At 57.0% G+C, this 16143-nt stretch carries 12 protein-coding genes and 2 tRNA genes; 9 read left to right on the top strand and 5 right to left on the bottom strand.

Going from position 1 to position 16143, the window contains the following annotated elements:
• The first annotated feature begins 229 nt into the window (after positions 1 to 229).
• From Q1A59_RS03035 to ftsZ, 4 genes are read left to right on the top strand one after another with little or no spacing between them, the layout of a single operon-like run.
• Positions 230 to 1306: a D-alanine--D-alanine ligase family protein gene (locus Q1A59_RS03035; RefSeq protein ID WP_298402822.1), complete on the top strand. Its 1077-nt coding sequence runs from the start codon at positions 230 to 232 to the stop codon at positions 1304 to 1306.
• A gap of 30 nt (positions 1307 to 1336) precedes the next feature.
• Positions 1337 to 2155 (top strand): cell division protein FtsQ/DivIB, encoded by an 819-nt coding sequence (locus tag Q1A59_RS03030; protein WP_298402824.1) that lies wholly within the window; start codon positions 1337 to 1339, stop codon positions 2153 to 2155.
• 30 nt (positions 2156 to 2185) lie between these two features.
• Complete coding sequence (ftsA, locus tag Q1A59_RS03025) at positions 2186 to 3433, top strand: cell division protein FtsA (protein WP_298402826.1); 1248 nt, start codon at positions 2186 to 2188, stop codon at positions 3431 to 3433.
• A 22-nt stretch (positions 3434 to 3455) separates the two neighbouring features.
• Positions 3456 to 4640, top strand: a complete 1185-nt coding sequence (ftsZ, locus tag Q1A59_RS03020; RefSeq protein WP_298402829.1) for a cell division protein FtsZ — start codon at positions 3456 to 3458, stop codon at positions 4638 to 4640.
• 138 nt (positions 4641 to 4778) lie between these two features.
• Here the strand turns inward: ftsZ and cysS are convergent, their stop codons facing one another.
• From cysS to Q1A59_RS03000, 4 genes are all read right to left on the bottom strand, one after another.
• Positions 4779 to 5981 (bottom strand): cysteine--tRNA ligase, encoded by a 1203-nt coding sequence (cysS, locus tag Q1A59_RS03015; RefSeq protein ID WP_298402831.1) that lies wholly within the window; start codon positions 5979 to 5981, stop codon positions 4779 to 4781.
• A gap of 148 nt (positions 5982 to 6129) precedes the next feature.
• Positions 6130 to 6573, bottom strand: coding sequence for an SH3 domain-containing protein (locus tag Q1A59_RS03010; RefSeq protein ID WP_298402833.1), 444 nt, complete (start codon positions 6571 to 6573; stop codon positions 6130 to 6132).
• Positions 6574 to 6989: 416 nt separating this feature from the next.
• Positions 6990 to 7066: transfer RNA gene (locus tag Q1A59_RS03005), tRNA-Pro, on the bottom strand.
• 13 nt (positions 7067 to 7079) lie between these two features.
• A tRNA-Leu gene (locus tag Q1A59_RS03000) sits at positions 7080 to 7167 on the bottom strand.
• A gap of 564 nt (positions 7168 to 7731) precedes the next feature.
• Between Q1A59_RS03000 and Q1A59_RS02995 the strand changes: the two genes are divergently transcribed.
• The 5 genes from Q1A59_RS02995 (at position 7732) to lgt (ending at position 14844) form a co-directional block, all read left to right on the top strand.
• Positions 7732 to 8238 (top strand): arsenate reductase (azurin) small subunit, encoded by a 507-nt coding sequence (locus Q1A59_RS02995; RefSeq protein ID WP_298402835.1) that lies wholly within the window; start codon positions 7732 to 7734, stop codon positions 8236 to 8238.
• 26 nt (positions 8239 to 8264) lie between these two features.
• Positions 8265 to 10850, top strand: a complete 2586-nt coding sequence (locus tag Q1A59_RS02990; protein ID WP_299643801.1) for an arsenate reductase (azurin) large subunit — start codon at positions 8265 to 8267, stop codon at positions 10848 to 10850.
• A gap of 919 nt (positions 10851 to 11769) precedes the next feature.
• A complete protein-coding gene (locus tag Q1A59_RS02985) occupies positions 11770 to 13152 on the top strand; it encodes a protein kinase domain-containing protein (protein ID WP_298402838.1) in 1383 nt (460 codons plus the stop codon).
• Positions 13143 to 13907: a phosphoribosylformylglycinamidine synthase I gene (purQ, locus tag Q1A59_RS02980; protein ID WP_298402840.1), complete on the top strand. Its 765-nt coding sequence runs from the start codon at positions 13143 to 13145 to the stop codon at positions 13905 to 13907. Before Q1A59_RS02985 ends, purQ begins: the two co-directional genes overlap by 10 nt.
• Before the next feature lie 49 nt (positions 13908 to 13956).
• Positions 13957 to 14844: a prolipoprotein diacylglyceryl transferase gene (gene lgt, locus Q1A59_RS02975; RefSeq protein WP_298402842.1), complete on the top strand. Its 888-nt coding sequence runs from the start codon at positions 13957 to 13959 to the stop codon at positions 14842 to 14844.
• Between the two features lie 164 nt (positions 14845 to 15008).
• Here the strand turns inward: lgt and Q1A59_RS02970 are convergent, their stop codons facing one another.
• Complete coding sequence (locus Q1A59_RS02970; protein WP_298402844.1) at positions 15009 to 16052, bottom strand: glycosyltransferase family 4 protein; 1044 nt, start codon at positions 16050 to 16052, stop codon at positions 15009 to 15011.
• Between the last annotated feature and the right edge of the window lie 91 nt (positions 16053 to 16143).

The raw sequence follows: 16143 nt of genomic DNA, 5'->3' as shown, positions 1-16143 counted from the left end.
CCGAGGATGGGAAGAGGGTGTGGGATGCCGGCCCACAGAAGGATTAAAAAGTTGCGTACTGAAAAACCTGCTTGATCCATTACTGAGTCTGCTATCGTTTCAAATGCTTAGCTCAAATCAAATTCAAGATCAACATGAACGAAATCCTGCGCAAAATTTTCCTGACTACTTCGTTTATTCAAAAAACGATCGGTTCAGCGATCGATGATACGGTTCCGGGAGGCGGCCAATGAGCCAACCGATCACGATTGCCGTCATCTTCGGCGGGCAGAGCGGTGAACACGAGGTATCGCTGGTTTCAGCGCATGCCGTGATCAATAACCTCGATCCCAAACGATACCACATCGAAACCATTGGTATCGGCAAAGACGGCTGCTGGTGGCACGGCACCGGCGCGTTAGCGGCGTTGATGGCAACCGCCGATCCGGCCCGCTTGCCGGCCAGTGCTACGATGGCTACTCCCGGCCCGGTGCGCGAATTAGGGCGAGTTGGCGCGCCGGGGTGGGCTTTGCCTGCGGCTGATGTCTACTTTCCTGTATTGCACGGGCCGTATGGTGAAGATGGCACCATACAGGGGTTGCTCGAGCTGGCTGGCGTGCCGTATGTCGGTTGCGGCGTCGCGGCCAGCGCTGTCGGTATGGATAAAGGCTTGATGAAAGCGGCCTTTGCCGCCGCTGGCTTGCCGGTGTTGCCGTGGTTGCTAGTGCGGCGCGCTGAATTGGCGGCCATCGAGTCGGTATGCGACCGGATCGAAGCGGCGTTACGCTTCCCAATCTTTGTCAAGCCGGCCAATCTCGGTAGTAGCGTTGGCGTCAGCAAAGCGCGTGATCGGGCGGAATTGATCGCTGCGCTGCACGAAGCTGCCCGCTACGATCGCCGGATCGTGGTCGAGCAAGGCATCCCGGCGCGCGAAATCGAGATTTCGGTGTTGGGGAACGATCAGATTGAAGCCAGCATTCCCGGCGAGATCATTCCCGCCGGTGAGTGGTATGACTACCACGCCAAGTATATCGATGGCGGCTCGCAAACGATTGTGCCGGCGGCGCTCACGCCAGTCCAGATCGCGCAGGTGCAGGCGCTGGCGATACAGGCCTTTCAAGCGATTGATGGGGCGGGGTTGGCGCGGGTTGATTTCTTGCTCGACCGCGATCAGGGCACCATCTGGCTAAATGAGGTGAATACGATGCCCGGTTTTACGCCAATCAGTATGTACGCCAAGATGTGGGCCGCGAGCGGCCTGCCTTATCCCCGGCTGCTCGACCGGCTGGTGGCATTGGCGTTAGCGCGGGCCGGACATAGGGCATAACCGGCGGGAGTGAAGGGTATACACAAGATTATGGAATACAATCCGCCAAACACACGCGAACGAGTTGCCGCGCGCCGGCAGCGAGCGCGCCGGCCCAGTGATAAACCGGCTGTGCCGGGTTGGCGCCGGCGCTTGCTTGATAGCTTGCACAGCGGGCGGATTGCCAGCGGCGCAATCTTTGCCGTGAGCTGTTTGGCCCTCTTTTATGCGCTCTTCAGCAGCCAATTCCGCGTGCAGACTGTCGAAGTAGTAGGGGTGGAGTTTCTTAGCCCTGAGCGGATTGTGGACGCTATCCCGTTGCGCGGGCGGCCAATCTGGCTGATTGATGAAGAGCAGACGATCGCGCCGTTGCTGGCTAGTCCCTTTGTCGAGCATGCCCGGCTGAGTCTGATCCTGCCCGACCGGGCGCGGATTGTGATTGTCGAGCGCCAGCCGGCGGTCTATTGGCGCACTGGCGGGATCGATTATCTGGTTGACCGGCAGGGCTATGTGATTGAGCCGGCGCCGGCGCCGCCGCCAGACGATGCGCTTGTCATCGTTGATACTTCTCATTTGCCGGTCGAACCGAATATGCGGCTCGACACCGACGCTTTGGCGCTGGCGCGCGAACTGGCTCTGTTGTTGCCGAATGAGTTGGGTTTGCAACCGGCCCAGATCGGCTGGGATTTCGGTTTAGGCGTCTTTGTGCGTACCGCCCAAGATCAGATGATCGTGTTTGGCCGCAGTGAGCGGCTCGAACGCAAACTGACGATATTGGCGTATGTGCTTTCTGATGGTACACCATTTACCTATCTCGATTTACGACCGATCAACCCATATTACCAAAACCGCACCGACGGCAGGCCGTGAGCGCCGTCTGCGGCAGGCAGCGAGGACACTATGGCACGAACCATGGCACGCACCATTGTCGGGATAGATGTTGGCACAAACAAAATCTGTACTATCGTCGGCCAAATCGGCGATGGTCGGCGGCTGAATATTCTTGGCGTGGGAATGGTGCCCAGCCGTGGGATTGATAAAGGGGTGGTCGTCAATATCGACGATGCGGCCTCGGCTATTGAGGCCAGTCTGGAAAAGGCCGAGCGGGCCAGCGGGTTGCGTATCAACCATGCCTTTGTTGGGATTGCCGGGCGCCATATTTCCTCACTTAATAGCCGGGGGGTGGTGGCGGTGCAGGATCCCGATGGGATTTCGCGCCACGATGTGGCGCGGGCCATCGAAGCGGCGCAGGCCGTAGCATTGCCGACCCAGCGCGAGATTATTCACATTATTCCCCGTGCCTATGTGATCGACGGCAACGATGGTATTCGCGATCCGATCGGGATGAGCGGCCTACGGTTGGAAGTAGAGACCCACATCATCACTGGCGAAGCAATGGCGATTCAAAACCTGATTCGCAGCGTCGAGCGGGCCGGGGTCCAGATCGACGATCTGGTCTTGCAACCGTTAGCCGCTGCGGAAGCAGTGCTCAGCGATGACGACAAAGAGCGCGGGGTGATGCTGATCAATATTGGCGGCGCGACAACCGACCTCGCAATTTTTGCCCAAGGCGGGGTGTGGCACACCGGCGTGATCCCGGTGGGCGGTCAGCACTTTACCAACGATATTGTCTACGTGCTGCACACGCCGCCCAACACCGCCGAATATCTCAAACTGCGCTATGGCAGCGCCATCGCCGGCAACCCGCCGGCGCCGGGTGACGAAAGCGATCTGATTGATGCCGAGACGTTGACGGTAGGGGAAAAGCAGCAGATCAGCGCCTATCTGCTAAGACAGGTCTTGCAAGCGCGCGCCGAAGAACTGATCGAGTTGATCGTCGACGAAGCGCGGCGCAGCGGCTACGAGAGCATGTTGCCGGCGGGCATCGTCTTGACCGGCGGTGGCGCGCAGCTCAGCCGGTTCGACGATTTGTTGCGCGACGATTTGCGGTTACCGGTACGCATCGGCATTCCTAGCGGGTTAGGCGGCTTACACGACGCTCTTGACTCGCCGGCGTATGCAACGGCCGTTGGGCTTTTACGATGGGGAATGCGGTACGGCGGGCGGCCGCTTGAGCAGTCTTCGTCTGATGATACGAGTTCGCTATACGAGCGCTTCCGCCGCTGGTTGCGCGAATTATTGCCATAACACTACCCAAGGAGGTTCGCACATGGTTGATCGGAGCAGCAATGGCTTCTCGCTCGAAGACTTCGCCCAGATCAAGGTGGTTGGCGTTGGCGGCGGCGGCAGCAATGCAGTGGATCGCATGATTGCCGCTGGCGTGCAGGGGGTCGAATTTATTACCGTCAATACCGATGTGCAGGCATTGATGCACTCGTTGGCACCGGTGCGGATTCGCATCGGTGACAAGCTCACCCGCGGCTTGGGCAGCGGCGGCAATCCAGTGATTGGGCAGAAGGCGGCGGAGGAGAATCAGGAAGATATCTACGAGCAGTTGAAGGGCGCTGATATGGTCTTTGTCGCTGCCGGTATGGGTGGCGGCACCGGCACCGGCGCGTCGCCGATCATCGCCGGGATTGCCCACGACCTCGGCGCGCTAACGGTTGGCGTCGTGACCCGCCCCTTCACCTTTGAAGGTAATCACCGTCGCAAAGTGGCCGAGGCCGGCATCGAACAGTTACGCCCGGTGGTTGATACCTTGATCGTCATTCCTAATGACCGCCTGTTGCAAACGGCCAGCAAGAATACCACGTTCCAACAGGCGTTTCTGATGGCTGATGATGTGTTGCGCCAAGGCATTCAGGGCATTTCTGACCTGATCACCCAGCGCGGTCTGATTAATGTGGATTTCGCCGACGTCAAGACGATTATGGCCCAGCAAGGTTCGGCTTTGATGGCGGTCGGGTATGGTAAGGGCGACACTCGCGCGCTTGATGCGGTCAATCAGGCGATTGCCAGCCCCTTGCTCGAGGTCAGCATCGATGGGGCGAAGGGCGTGCTCTTTAACATCACCGGCGGCGAAGATCTCGGCATTATGGAAGTCTACGAGGCAGCCGATATTGTCGCCAAGCAGGTTGATCCCGACGCCAATATTATCATCGGCGCCGTGATCGATCCCAACTTCCCGCCCGGTGAAATCAAGATCACGCTGATCGCGACCGGTTTTGATATGAACCGCAACTCCAACGTGCAACGCACCCGCTCGTATCCAACCGCAGCGACCAGCACCAGCCAAGCGACCGGGCAGATTGGCGGGCAGCCGGCCCAGCGCCCCAAGCAGACGACCCCGGCGCCGGTGCAGCCACCCGTGCAACCGGTGCGTCCGGCTATGCCCAACGACGATCTCGACATCCCGCCCTTCTTGCGCGGGCGCGATCGCAATCGCCAGCGGTGAGATGAAGTTCGGTTCTAGCGAGTACAGCAGGCTAACGCTTGAGCAGTGATGTATGGAGTGCGGTAGTCAGACTGCCGCACTCCAGAAACCGGGGAGCTAAAACCCAACCGCAAACCCGCTTTGGTGCTCCACCCACCGCTACGGTGCGCGCAGGGTGAAACCTATCATTGTTGCCAAATCGCGCACGATCGCCTGAGCGGCGCTCACATCGCGACCCTCAGTGGCGGCATCGATGATCATGCCGGCCATCGTGTGCAGTGTCGCCAATGCTGCCGGCGTATCCAGATCATCGTCCATCGCCGCAATCACATCAGCGCGGCCACGGCTCACATCGAGCGAACTATGGTCGCCACTGTTGATGGTCAAGGCCCGGCGTAGATCGGCAGCGTACTGCTCGTAGCGCGCCACTGCATCGCGCCGGTAGTCAAATTCCTCGCGGTAGTGTTCGCTGAGCAAATACCAGCGGATCGCGTCGGGGTGGTGGATCTGTAACGCATCGCGGGCAAAGACCAAATTCCCCAGCGACTTGCTCATCTTCTCGCCATCGAGCCAGACCAATCCGACGTGTATCCAGTAGCGCGCGAAGGGCTTTTTGCCGGTGGCTGATTCGCTCTGCGCGATCTCGCACGAGTGATGCGGGAAGATGAGATCAGCTCCGCCGCCGTGCATGTCGATCTGATCGCCTAAATAGCGTTTCGACATCGCACTGCACTCGATATGCCAACCCGGACGACCCATCCCCCACGGACTCGCCCACTTCGGTTCGTCCGGATTCCCCCGTTGCCAGAGCACAAAATCGAGCGGATCGCGCTTACAGGGGTCATTGGGATTGTTACCGCGCTGATTGGCAATTGCCAGCAACTCGGCATAACCCATACGTGCCATCCGCCCGAAATCGGGGTCGGTTTGAATGCTGAAATAGACGTTGCCATCGACGACGTAAGCATGGCCGAGTTCGATGAGACGCTCGATGATCGGAATCATCGTGCCGATTTCCTCGCTCACCCGTGGGAAGAAGGTGGGCGGCAGAATGTTGAGACCGGCACAATCAGCGCGCAACTGGGCAATTTGGCGTTCGGCCAGCTCGTACCAATCCACCCCATCGCGGCGGGCGCGCTCGAAGAGCGGATCATCAACGTCGGTCACGTTCTGGCAGTAGCGTACTGTCGCGCCGTGCCATTGCAGATAGCGCACCAACACGTCAAAGACGATAAAGGTGCGCACGTGCCCCATATGAGTGGTATCGTAAGGCGTTACTCCACAGACGTAGAGTGTTACCGGACGGTCAGTGGGGATAGTAAATGGTTCGCGGATCCGGGAAAACGTATTAAAAAGCTGCATAGAGAGTGTCCTTTGCTGAAGCCATCAGGCATCGCGATTCTGCTGCTCTCTACTATGGTAGCACTAATTAACATTGCTGCGTTGCTCTGAACTCATCAAGAGCCGGCCCCCGGGGCCGGCTCTTCGATCATAAACCTATGGGCCAGTTCTATGGCGTAGCTACCGGTACCTTCGCCGCGATGTCGGGCGCCACCTCAAGCACGGCTGCCGACATCCAGCCGGTCTGGCCATCGGGTAGGCGCACAACGTACCAATTGGCGCGCTGGCCTTCGAGTAGCACTTCGGTATTAGACGGCACGACCGTGATAATCCGAAAGGAGGTACCGGGGCCGTTACGCAGATTCGCTGCCACGTTGACACGCCCAACCAAGCGTTCAGCGGTGGGTGTGACCGTGCTTGGCGGAACGAGCACAATCGTGACTGGTGAACGGGTTGGTTGTGGCGTCACCGGTGTGACAGTCGGCAAGCGGGCTAAGGTAGGGAAGGGACTGGGAGTAGGCGGCAGCGCTGCCGCCAGATCAGTACAGGCGGTGAGCAGTAACGCACCGCTCAACCACAGGCACCACCACCAAGCAGAGAGTTTTTGGTTCATAGGAGTTCCTGTTGCACGTGCGATCACGGAGGTGAGGAATGACAGCAAATATTCCCTGCTAACAGTCTACCAATTGTGTAGCTGAAGCGAGGGTGTCAGATCGAGTGGAATCTTAGCATCAAACCTGCGGTAGCGACAGGGCTGAGTGACAAGAGTGATGAGTCCCGTTTGGGGAGGTCATCGATCAGACTAGCAATGACCCGCCGCGGAAGAGTTGGGCTAGGGTTACGATGGCTCTCACCTCCCCGGCCACGATGGCGGGCGAGGGGGGAGTCGCATGGCAGCACAGGCATTGCTGCAACGGAACCCAACAACGCTCGCTCTTGCACCAGTGGGAGCGGGGCTGGGGTAAGGGTTCTTGAGGGCTGGACATAAACCAAAAACGTCTGTGCGATCGCACAGACGTTTTTAGTATCTGGTCGGGGCGAGTGGATTTGAACCACCGACCTCCGCGACCCGAACGCGGCGCTCTACCAGGCTGAGCCACGCCCCGATATACTTTTTCGTGGTGCCGAAGGTGGGACTTGAACCCACACGGGGGTTGATCCCCAGCGGTTTTTGAGACCGCCGCGTCTGCCATTCCGCCACTTCGGCGCGACAGTCCAGATTATAGCAGCCATTGCGTTGTTCGTCAAGGTGAGGCATAGTAACAATGGAGTGAGTCAATATCCTAACATTATTGTAGTGCTAACTGAAAGTTGTACTAGCATTTATCATATTTTAATCAAAAATTAAAGAATAAAAGTGTTTTTAATTTCAAATGGCATCTTTTTAAAATAAGATATCGGTTGGAAGAAAATAGTTCAGTTTTATGAAACGAGCAGTTTTGCAGTGTTATTATCTTGTAAGAGCATTTAGCATGCTATTTCTGAACATTTCATACTTTCTTTGTAAGGAATAGCCAAACGGTTATGTGGAAACGAGAGAGATTTTGTAACGAAGGCGGTTTTAGCGTATGTCTCAATAGTTTGACAAAAGATGTTTGTCTAGTCATGTTCCTGAGTAATCTTTTATTGTTAAGTATATAATATCGAAATTATCAAATGGTTTTTGTGAACATAGAGTACTTGATTCAAACCCTATTGACAGAAATAACGAAATGCGATAATATTGATGCACTGTGGATCGCAAAAAGTTAAGACAGCGAGGTGCAATGGTATGCAACGAATGCTCAGTCGCAGAGGATTTCTGAAGGTCATGGCGATGACAGCAGCCCTTTTTTCCTCGTGGGGGAAGGCTGCACTGGCGGCTGGAAGTAAGCTTAAACCGTGGCTAGCGCCAAGCTTGCCTTACAAATCGGTGAAGGTAGGGAATGTAGCCGATCTAACTGTTAACAAGCCGGTCACGTTCAACTATCCTGATGCAAACACTCCGGCTGTTCTGGTGAAGCTTGGTAAGCCTGCTCTGGGCGGTGTCGGTCCACAAAATGACATTGTGGCGTTCTCGGGTGTTTGCACGCACATGGGGTGTCCGATTCAGTACCAAGGTGAGCGGTTTGTCTGTAGATGTCACTACTCAATGTTCGATCCAGCCAAAGCGGGCCAGACGTACCAAGGTTTGGCTAGTACGTGGTTGCCGCAAATCACGTTAACCGTGGACAAGAAGGGTGATATCTACGCAACTGCAGTTAATGGGCTTATCTGGGGTCGAGCGAAGAACATTTAGCGAACACCCAAGAGGAGTGGTACTCTATGAGCATTCTTCCGCGCTTTGATCAAGTTCCCCTTCCACCTACCAGTGCGACTGAGTACAACACGGTCTGCCAGTTTTGCAATGTCGGTTGTGGATACAAGGTGTACGTTTGGCCGGTCGGCGAGCAGGGCGGCTTGAAAGCAGATGAAAATGCGTTCAAAGTCGATTTTACGAAACCGCAGGCAGTGCTGAAAGGCCAGAGCTACACCGAGGCTATGCACTCGACGACAGTTGGTAAGGACGGTCGAGAGTACAATATTGTGATTGTACCAGCAACAAATAGTCCGATTAATCAGGGCAATTACTCCTACCGCGGTGGCTCCAATGCGCTGACGATGTGGAGCCTTGATCGCGGGACGCAAGATCGGCTAACGTATCCCTTGTTGCGGGTAGGTGATCAGTTCCAAGCCATTACTTGGGATGACGCTCTTGCCCTCATGGCAGGTATCATTAAGGGTATTCGTGATCGTGACAAGAACGATGATAACATCGCCGTAAAGTGCTATGACCACGGCGGTTCGGGTGCTGGTTTTGAAGACAACTATGGTGCGGGTAAGCTGTTTTTCACTGCGCTCTCGGTCAAGCACATTGCCATCCACAACCGTCCGGCCTACAACTCGGAGGTGTGGGGTAGCCGTGAACGGGGTGTGCATGAGCTAAACTACGACTACAGCGATGCTCGACTTGCCGATACTGTCGTGCTGTGGGGAGCGAACTCTTACGAAACGGCGACCATTCTTTACACGCAGCATATTCTTGAGAACATTCAAGGATCGACGGTTGCCGAGAAGAAGAAGGTGTTTGACAAGGATGAACCTGCCGAGGCAGGATATCTGATCGTTATCGATCCACGGAAGACATCTTCGTATACCGTTGCGGAAGCGGCTGCAAAGAATCGGGTGCTGTTGCTCCAGCCGAACTTTGGCACCGACTACATCTTGGCCAACGCGATCGCGCGCGTGGTTTGGGAGCGTGGCTACTACGATAAAGCCTATCTAGAGGCACGCACCGATATGAAGCTCTTCGAGGATTACAAGAAGAAGAGCCTCAAGCTGGATGTGAAGTATGACGAGTTTATGGCCCAAGCTGAGCGCATTACCGGTGTGCCGAAGGCACAAATTGAGCAAGCGGCCGATTGGATTGCAAAGCCAAAGGGGAACAAGTTCAAGCGGCGCACGTTGACCATTTATGAGAAGGGCATCATTTGGAACATGAAAAATTATGACCAAGTGGCAGCCCTTGTCCAGCTCGCCGTCTTGACGCATAACATCGGTCGGCCCGGTACAGGCTGTGGTCGCCAAGGTGGTCACCAAGAGGGTTATGTCCGTCCACCATCACCGACACCCGGTTCTATCTACAATGGTGGTCCGCCCGTCAATGTTGATAAGTTCCTCACTAGCGGGAAAGGTAAGTTCTACTGGGTCATTGCAAACGATCCGTACCTCTCGACGCCAAACAACCAGATTTTCCGCAAGCGCATCCACGAGCGGACTAAGAAGTTGACGCGCGCGATAGGTGAGAGTGGTGAGCCAAGCACGACTCAAGGTCGGATTGACGCCATCTTGAAGGCACTCTATGCCGATCCTGACGCGCTCTTTATGGTTGTGCAAGACATTTACATGACCGAAACTGCGCGCGATGCTCACCTTGTACTGCCGGCTGCCGGTTGGGGTGAGGCGAACGAGACGTCTATCAACTGCAACAGCCGTCTGTTGCGGTTGTACGAGAAGTTCATGGATCCACCCGGAGAGGCGAAGCCTGACTGGGAAATCTTCAAGTTGGTTGGTGAAGAGATTGCCAAGCTCTATCGGGCCGAGAAGAAGAATGATGTCGCAGCGAAGTTTGAGTTTGGCAAGAACTGGAAGACCGATGAGGATGTCTTCCTCGCAGGTTCAGAAGAATTTGCGGACAATCAAGTCAGTGAGGAAGACGAAGCGAAGCTGGAGGCCGAGAACTACAAGGGCGTCACTTACGCCTTCCTGAAGCAGGTTGGTCAGGAGGGTATCCGTACCCCGGTGCGGCTTGATCCGAAGACGAAGAAGTTGGTAGGGACGCTCCGGCGCTACACGGTGAAGTTCGGTACCGCTGATGGTAAGTTCAAGTGGTACGGCACGGATGACTGGGAGGGGTATCCCGCTGAGGTGGCGAAGTATCTGGAAGGTAACAAGGCGAAGGAGTATCCTTTCTGGGTTACGACCGGACGGGTCCAGCATCTCTGGCAGTCAACGTACCACGATCGACAATTGCCTGAGCGGGTGATTACGCATCCGCTGCCGTATGCAGAGATTAACCCAGAGGATGCAAAGAAGCTGAACATCGAGTCCGGAGATCTGATCGAGATTTTCAATGAGGAAGGGAATGCCATATACATGGCATACGTGACCGATGCGGTGAAACCGGGTTCGATCTTTATGGTGATGTACCACTGGCGTGGAACGTCGAACTCGCTGACAACCGGTTATACCGATCCAAAGACAACCATTCCGTGGTACAAAGGAACGCGAGCCAATGTCCGTAAGGTGGCCGGGGCGATCCCGTTCATCAAGCAGACGGCGAGCTTCCTCCAGCAGAATAAGTTTAGTTGATACAGTCGGTGTGCGTCACAAATGACTCCCGCCCCTATCAGGGGCGGGAGTCATTCTGTTAGGTGCGAGTGGTTCCATTGTCTTCGCTACGGACTAGACTCACTTACTGCGTATCATTTGGTGTTTGCCCTTGTGCCCCCGCTCCTCACCGGGGAACGAGAGATTCGAGCGCGATGTGTAAACCCTTGTTTGAACCTCCGCACTGGTTCAAACATCCTCATTACTAGACCTCCCTCGTGTGCCAGAAGGAAAGGGTGATGGCACGCACCGGTCTAGAACCGCGCAGACCTGTATCCCAACCGTGCTGGCCCGTCTGCACGGCTCTACGGCCGGTGCGGTGTGACGGTCAGATGCGCATGACCCGACACTGCTACCACGGGTGGCTGTGGGGTCACGTGTAGGTGTGCGCCGGGCCGTCGCCGGTTCCGGGTGGTAATGTCCCGTTGCATATGCATTGACCGTCCTTATGCCGAACAACGGCATGTATCCCGTCCTTATGGTATTGAACGTTGTGTGCCGCACCGTAGGGGTACTGTAGGGGGCACAGTATGCTGTGCCCCTACGGTGTAACGATACGGCCGGTGCGGTGTGACCCACCTTGTGGTGTGCCTCCACCTTGAAGGGAGATTCGAGCGCGACGTGTCAACCCGAGCCTCCGCTTACTAGACCTCCCTCGTGTGCCAGAAGGAGAGGGTGATGGGACGCACCAGTCTAGAACGGCGCATACAGACCTGTATCCCAACCGTGCTGGCCCGTCTGTGCAATGCGCGTGACGCGATATGTGCGCCGCACGGCCGTAAGGTGTTTGCGTGCTCTGCACTGTGTGCCCCTCACAACCGTACCCCGTGTCCCCTCTCCCACGGAAAAGAGAGGGGGGTGGTATAATTGCTCTAGCACAGCAATGATACAGTAGCCCGTTATGTTCACACTTGACCGGCTAGCAGACAATGTAACGGTGCGTGGCACTGATGATGCCTACACTATCCTCAACCTGATCGGGCGAGGTGGGATGGGTGCGGTCTATCGTGTGCGGCGGGTGAGTGATGGCAGCATTTGGGCGCTGAAGGAGATGCGACCCGCCGGTGAGGTGACTGCCGAAGAGTTGCTCGAGGCGCGCCAGCTCTTCCTGCAAGAGGCTGAATTGCTGCGTTCGCTCTCGTTTCCGAATCTGCCGGTGGTGATCGATCTATTCGAGTATGAAGGTCGCCCGACGATGATCATGGAGTTTGTGCCGGGCAAGACGCTTGAGGCAATGATTCGCGAGGCGAATGCACCGATGCTCGAACAACAAGTGATCGGCTATGGGATTCAGCTCTGCCGGGTGTTACACTACCTGCACACGCGCCAGCCGCCAATCATCTACCGTGACCTCAAGCCGCCAAATGTAATCCTAACCCCGGACGGCGTGCTCAAACTGATCGACTTTGGCGTGGCTCGTAAGCACAAGATTGGCAAGTCGAAAGACACGATCGCGATGGGATCAGCCGGGTATGCGCCACCCGAACAGTACGGCAAAGGGCAGACCGATGCCCGTTCGGATATTTATGCGCTTGGGGCGACTATGCTGCACCTGCTGACGGCGATGCCGCCGATCCCGTTGCAGCCGCCGCGCCGTGGCGAGATCACGCGCATAAACCGCTCGGTAGCCCCGGAAACCGAGGCAATTATTATTCGGGCTATGAGTCTCGAACGCGAGCAGCGGTTTGCCAGTTGCGCCGAGTTTGAGCAGGCGCTGCACAAGCGTCTCAAGAGGCCGTATGTCGATCCGACGGTGCAGATGGCGCCGGTGCCGCCAGTTAAACCGGTGGTTCCCCCGGCCCCGCCGCCGGTGGTTGCCCCGCCGCCGGTCACGCCGGCGCCAGCAGATGGGGTGGTGTGTGAAAAGTGTGGGAGGGTCAATAAGCCGCAGGCCCGGTTTTGCGCCGGTTGCGGTACCGCGCTACAACGAATCGGGCCGGTTGCCACTGCTGCGCCGATCTTGCCGCCGGCCCGCTTGATCGTCCGTTCACCTTACCGCCACTGGGAGATGGTGCTCGACCACTCGCCGGTGCGGATTGGCCGGCGCGATCCGCGTCGCGCTCACTTTCCTGAATTGGATCTGGCTGAACACGACCGTGGGATCGCCTCGCGTCTGCACGCCATTATCGAGCGGCGCGGCGATCACTATACCCTCACCGATCAGCAGAGCACCAACGGCACCCGGATTAACGGGGTCTTGATCCCGCCGAATGTGCCGCAACGGTTGAAATCGGGTGATCTGATCCAGATCGGTGAGGTGGAGATGGAGTTTCGGTGGAACTGAAAGCTCTCATTTTGCGCGCTCCCGGCATCAATCGCGATGCCGACGCGGCGCTGGCCTGCGAGTTGGCCGGCGCGCGTCCGGAACGGGTGCATGTCAACCGAATTGCCGAAGGTTCGGTAAAGTTGGCCGATTATGCATTATTAGTCATCCCCGGCGGCTTTTCGTATGGCGATCATCTCGGCGCTGGCCGGTTGTTGGCGGTTGATCTGATCCATCGCCTTGGCGAGGAGTTAGAGCGATTTGTGGTTGATGGTCGCCCGGTGATCGGGATTTGCAACGGGTTTCAGGTGTTGGTCAAGGCTGGCTTGTTGCCCGGCCCCACCCGCCAAGCGCCGCGGGTCACACTCACGACGAATGAGTCGTGTCAGTTTGAATGTCGCTGGGTGCAGTTGGAAGCGGTAAGTAACAGCCGTTGCTTGTTTACCTCCGGTATCGAACGCCCGATCGAAGTGCCGGTCGCTCACGGCGAGGGCCGGATCGCGGTGCGTGATCAGGCAACGTTAGCTGAATTGGAAGCCGCTGGCTTGGTGGCGCTGCGCTATGTTGGCGAGGGTTATCCGGCCAATCCCAATGGCTCGCCGCACAACATTGCCGGCTTGTGCAATGCGCAGGGCAATGTGTTGGGCCTGATGCCGCACCCGGAAAATGCGGTGTTGCCGCACCAGCATCCACGCTGGACGCGCGAACCCGCACGGCGGGAGGGTGACGGTTTGCAAATCTTCCGCAACGCAGTGCGCTATGCGGCGTCGTTGTAGCGGCGTAGTGTGCTATGTTGCTACAACAAGGTATGATGCTGGAGAAAGTATGGTTCTCTACCCACCTGACGATCCATTTTTGATAAGCTTTACCCTGTTTGGGTTCCCGATCGTGGTGCGCTGGTATGGCGCAATCATCATGACCGGGGCGTTGATTGCGGCCCTACTGGCGTCGCGGCGGGCGGTTGCGCGCGGCTATCACCCCGATCACGTCTGGAACCAGTTGATGTTAGGTTTGATCCTCGGCATTTCCGGCGCGCGGATCTATTACGTCGCCTTTGAGTGGGAACGGTTCGCGCCTAATCCATGGAGCGCGTTCAACCTCACCACTGGCGGGATCGCGATCCATGGCGCGATTATCGGCGCGCTGCTCTCGACCGTGATTTATACGCGCTACGCTAAATTGCCGTATTGGGATTGGCTCGATGTCTGTGTGCCCGGTTTCTTGCTGGCCCAGAGCATTGGACGGTGGGGAAATTTTTTTAATCAAGAAGCCTATGGCCGCCCGACCGATTTGCCATTCGGGTTGCGGATCGATCCCGAATATCGGGTACCGCCGTACAACGATCTCACAACCTATCCGATTACAACCCTCTTCCATCCGACCTTTCTCTACGAATCGGTGTGGAATCTGGTCGGAGTGGGCTTATTGCTCTGGCTTGATCGCCGGTTTGGTCGCTTAGCTCCGCCCGAACGGCGCCGGCTCAATCCGGGTGATCTGCTGTTTTTGTACGGAATCATCTATTCAAGTGGGCGATTTTGGATTGAAGGGTTGCGGATCGATAGCTTATGCACGAGCGGGGTTGGCGGTTCGTGCGAGGGCAGTATTCGGGTAGCGCAGTTGGTGAGCGTGATCGCGATTGTGCTGTGCGCGATTTTGCTCTTCCTCAACCACCGGCGGCCATTTGCCGGCACGGTAATTACCGAGCCGCGATAAGGAAGGCGCGAAGGAGTACACACAAAGACGCTAAGGTTGCAAAGGGGTAAACGCAAAGGCGCAGAGAGCGCGAAGGTTTGGTATGGAGGCGGCACAAGGACACTTCTAGCCCAATCTCACAATATCTTGGTGGGCTTTGCGCTCTCCGCATCCTTTGCGTTAGATCATCCCTCGCGCCCTAACAAGCGGGTATACAGCCGCGTGAACCCCTCGCCAAGCGGGCCGTAGCCGAAATTAGCGACAACCTTCTCTCTCCCGTGTTCACCGAAGCGGCGGCGAAGCGCCGCGTCTTCACCGAGCGTGCGCACCTTTTCGGCGTAGCCGATTACATCGTCGCGAGCGACCAAGAAGCCATTCTGCCCGTCGTCAACCACTTCGGGCAGCGCGGCAACGTTGGTTGTCACCACCGGACGGCCACAGGCCAGTGCTTCGGCGGGGACAATCCCAAACCCTTCCAGCCGCGAGGGGAAAAGCAAGATATCGCAGCTCTGGTAGGCTGCCACCAAGCCGGCCCGGTCAGGCGAACCGATTGAGATCATGCGCGGATGGGGCGAGCCGGCATCGCGCCCTTGAAAGCCGCCGGTGTAGTAGAGTACGTAGTCCTCCGGCAGCCGATCCATAATTCGGGGCAGCAGATCGAACCCTTTGCGGCGGGTACGATTGCCGACAAAGAGCAGGCGGATGCGGGCATTACTCGGCGGCAAGCCATCGTCGCGGCGAACCATACCCGGCGGTGGCACAAAAACATCAGTATCAATGCCGTCATAAATCAGCACTGTATCACGGCGTCCGTAGGTCATCTCCACCATGCGCTGGGTGTAGCGGCTGACGCAGACCACCGCATCGGCGTAGGCGATGGACATGCCATCGTAGCGTGACTCGACCAGCCGGTAGAAGAGACGCTGGGCCAACGAGCTGTAGGGTTGTAGAGCCGGGTCGGTGGTGAGGTGGTGTACCGTCGTTACCACCGGCAAACCATACCCGCGCAGGCTAAATGCAACCCGCGAGCGGCCCTGCACAATATCGAAGCGGCGGGCCACATCGGCGGGCAACGTATTAGGAATGAGCATAGGTAGAAAGTTGTACAGTTCTGGCAAGCGCAGCAACTGCGGCGACAAACCGGCGCCTTGCACGGCGCGGGTGATATTCTGAATGCCAAAATCGACGCCGCCGCGACCAAGCGGCGAGACATAGAGTGGGCGCAGCATAGTGATAAAACTCCATCCAGCGGCCAACCTTCACGCAACCGCTCGATCTTGGCACAGATTGGCGAGAGTGTCAATGAGGGAATGGGTTGAG

The organism is uncultured Chloroflexus sp., from assembly GCF_937951745.1.
Taxonomy (GTDB): Bacteria; Chloroflexota; Chloroflexia; order Chloroflexales; family Chloroflexaceae; genus Chloroflexus.
The sequence above is the reverse complement of the archived record's forward strand: the minus strand, read 5'-3'. Positions and strand labels throughout refer to the sequence as shown.

Excerpts from the sequence above, each read along its gene's own strand:
- ftsA (WP_298402826.1), top strand. The coding sequence starts at position 2,186 with ATGGCACGAACCATGGCACGCACCATTGTCGGGATAGATGTTGGCACA.
- Q1A59_RS03010 (WP_298402833.1), bottom strand. The coding sequence starts at position 6,573 with ATGAACCAAAAACTCTCTGCTTGGTGGTGGTGCCTGTGGTTGAGCGGT.
- Q1A59_RS03035 (WP_298402822.1), top strand. The coding sequence starts at position 230 with ATGAGCCAACCGATCACGATTGCCGTCATCTTCGGCGGGCAGAGCGGT.
- Q1A59_RS02990 (WP_299643801.1), top strand. The coding sequence starts at position 8,265 with ATGAGCATTCTTCCGCGCTTTGATCAAGTTCCCCTTCCACCTACCAGT.
- cysS (WP_298402831.1), bottom strand. The coding sequence starts at position 5,981 with ATGCAGCTTTTTAATACGTTTTCCCGGATCCGCGAACCATTTACTATC.
- Q1A59_RS02985 (WP_298402838.1), top strand. The coding sequence starts at position 11,770 with ATGTTCACACTTGACCGGCTAGCAGACAATGTAACGGTGCGTGGCACT.
- Q1A59_RS03030 (WP_298402824.1), top strand. The coding sequence starts at position 1,337 with ATGGAATACAATCCGCCAAACACACGCGAACGAGTTGCCGCGCGCCGG.
- ftsZ (WP_298402829.1), top strand. The coding sequence starts at position 3,456 with ATGGTTGATCGGAGCAGCAATGGCTTCTCGCTCGAAGACTTCGCCCAG.
- Q1A59_RS02995 (WP_298402835.1), top strand. The coding sequence starts at position 7,732 with ATGCAACGAATGCTCAGTCGCAGAGGATTTCTGAAGGTCATGGCGATG.
- lgt (WP_298402842.1), top strand. The coding sequence starts at position 13,957 with ATGGTTCTCTACCCACCTGACGATCCATTTTTGATAAGCTTTACCCTG.
- Q1A59_RS02970 (WP_298402844.1), bottom strand. The coding sequence starts at position 16,052 with ATGCTGCGCCCACTCTATGTCTCGCCGCTTGGTCGCGGCGGCGTCGAT.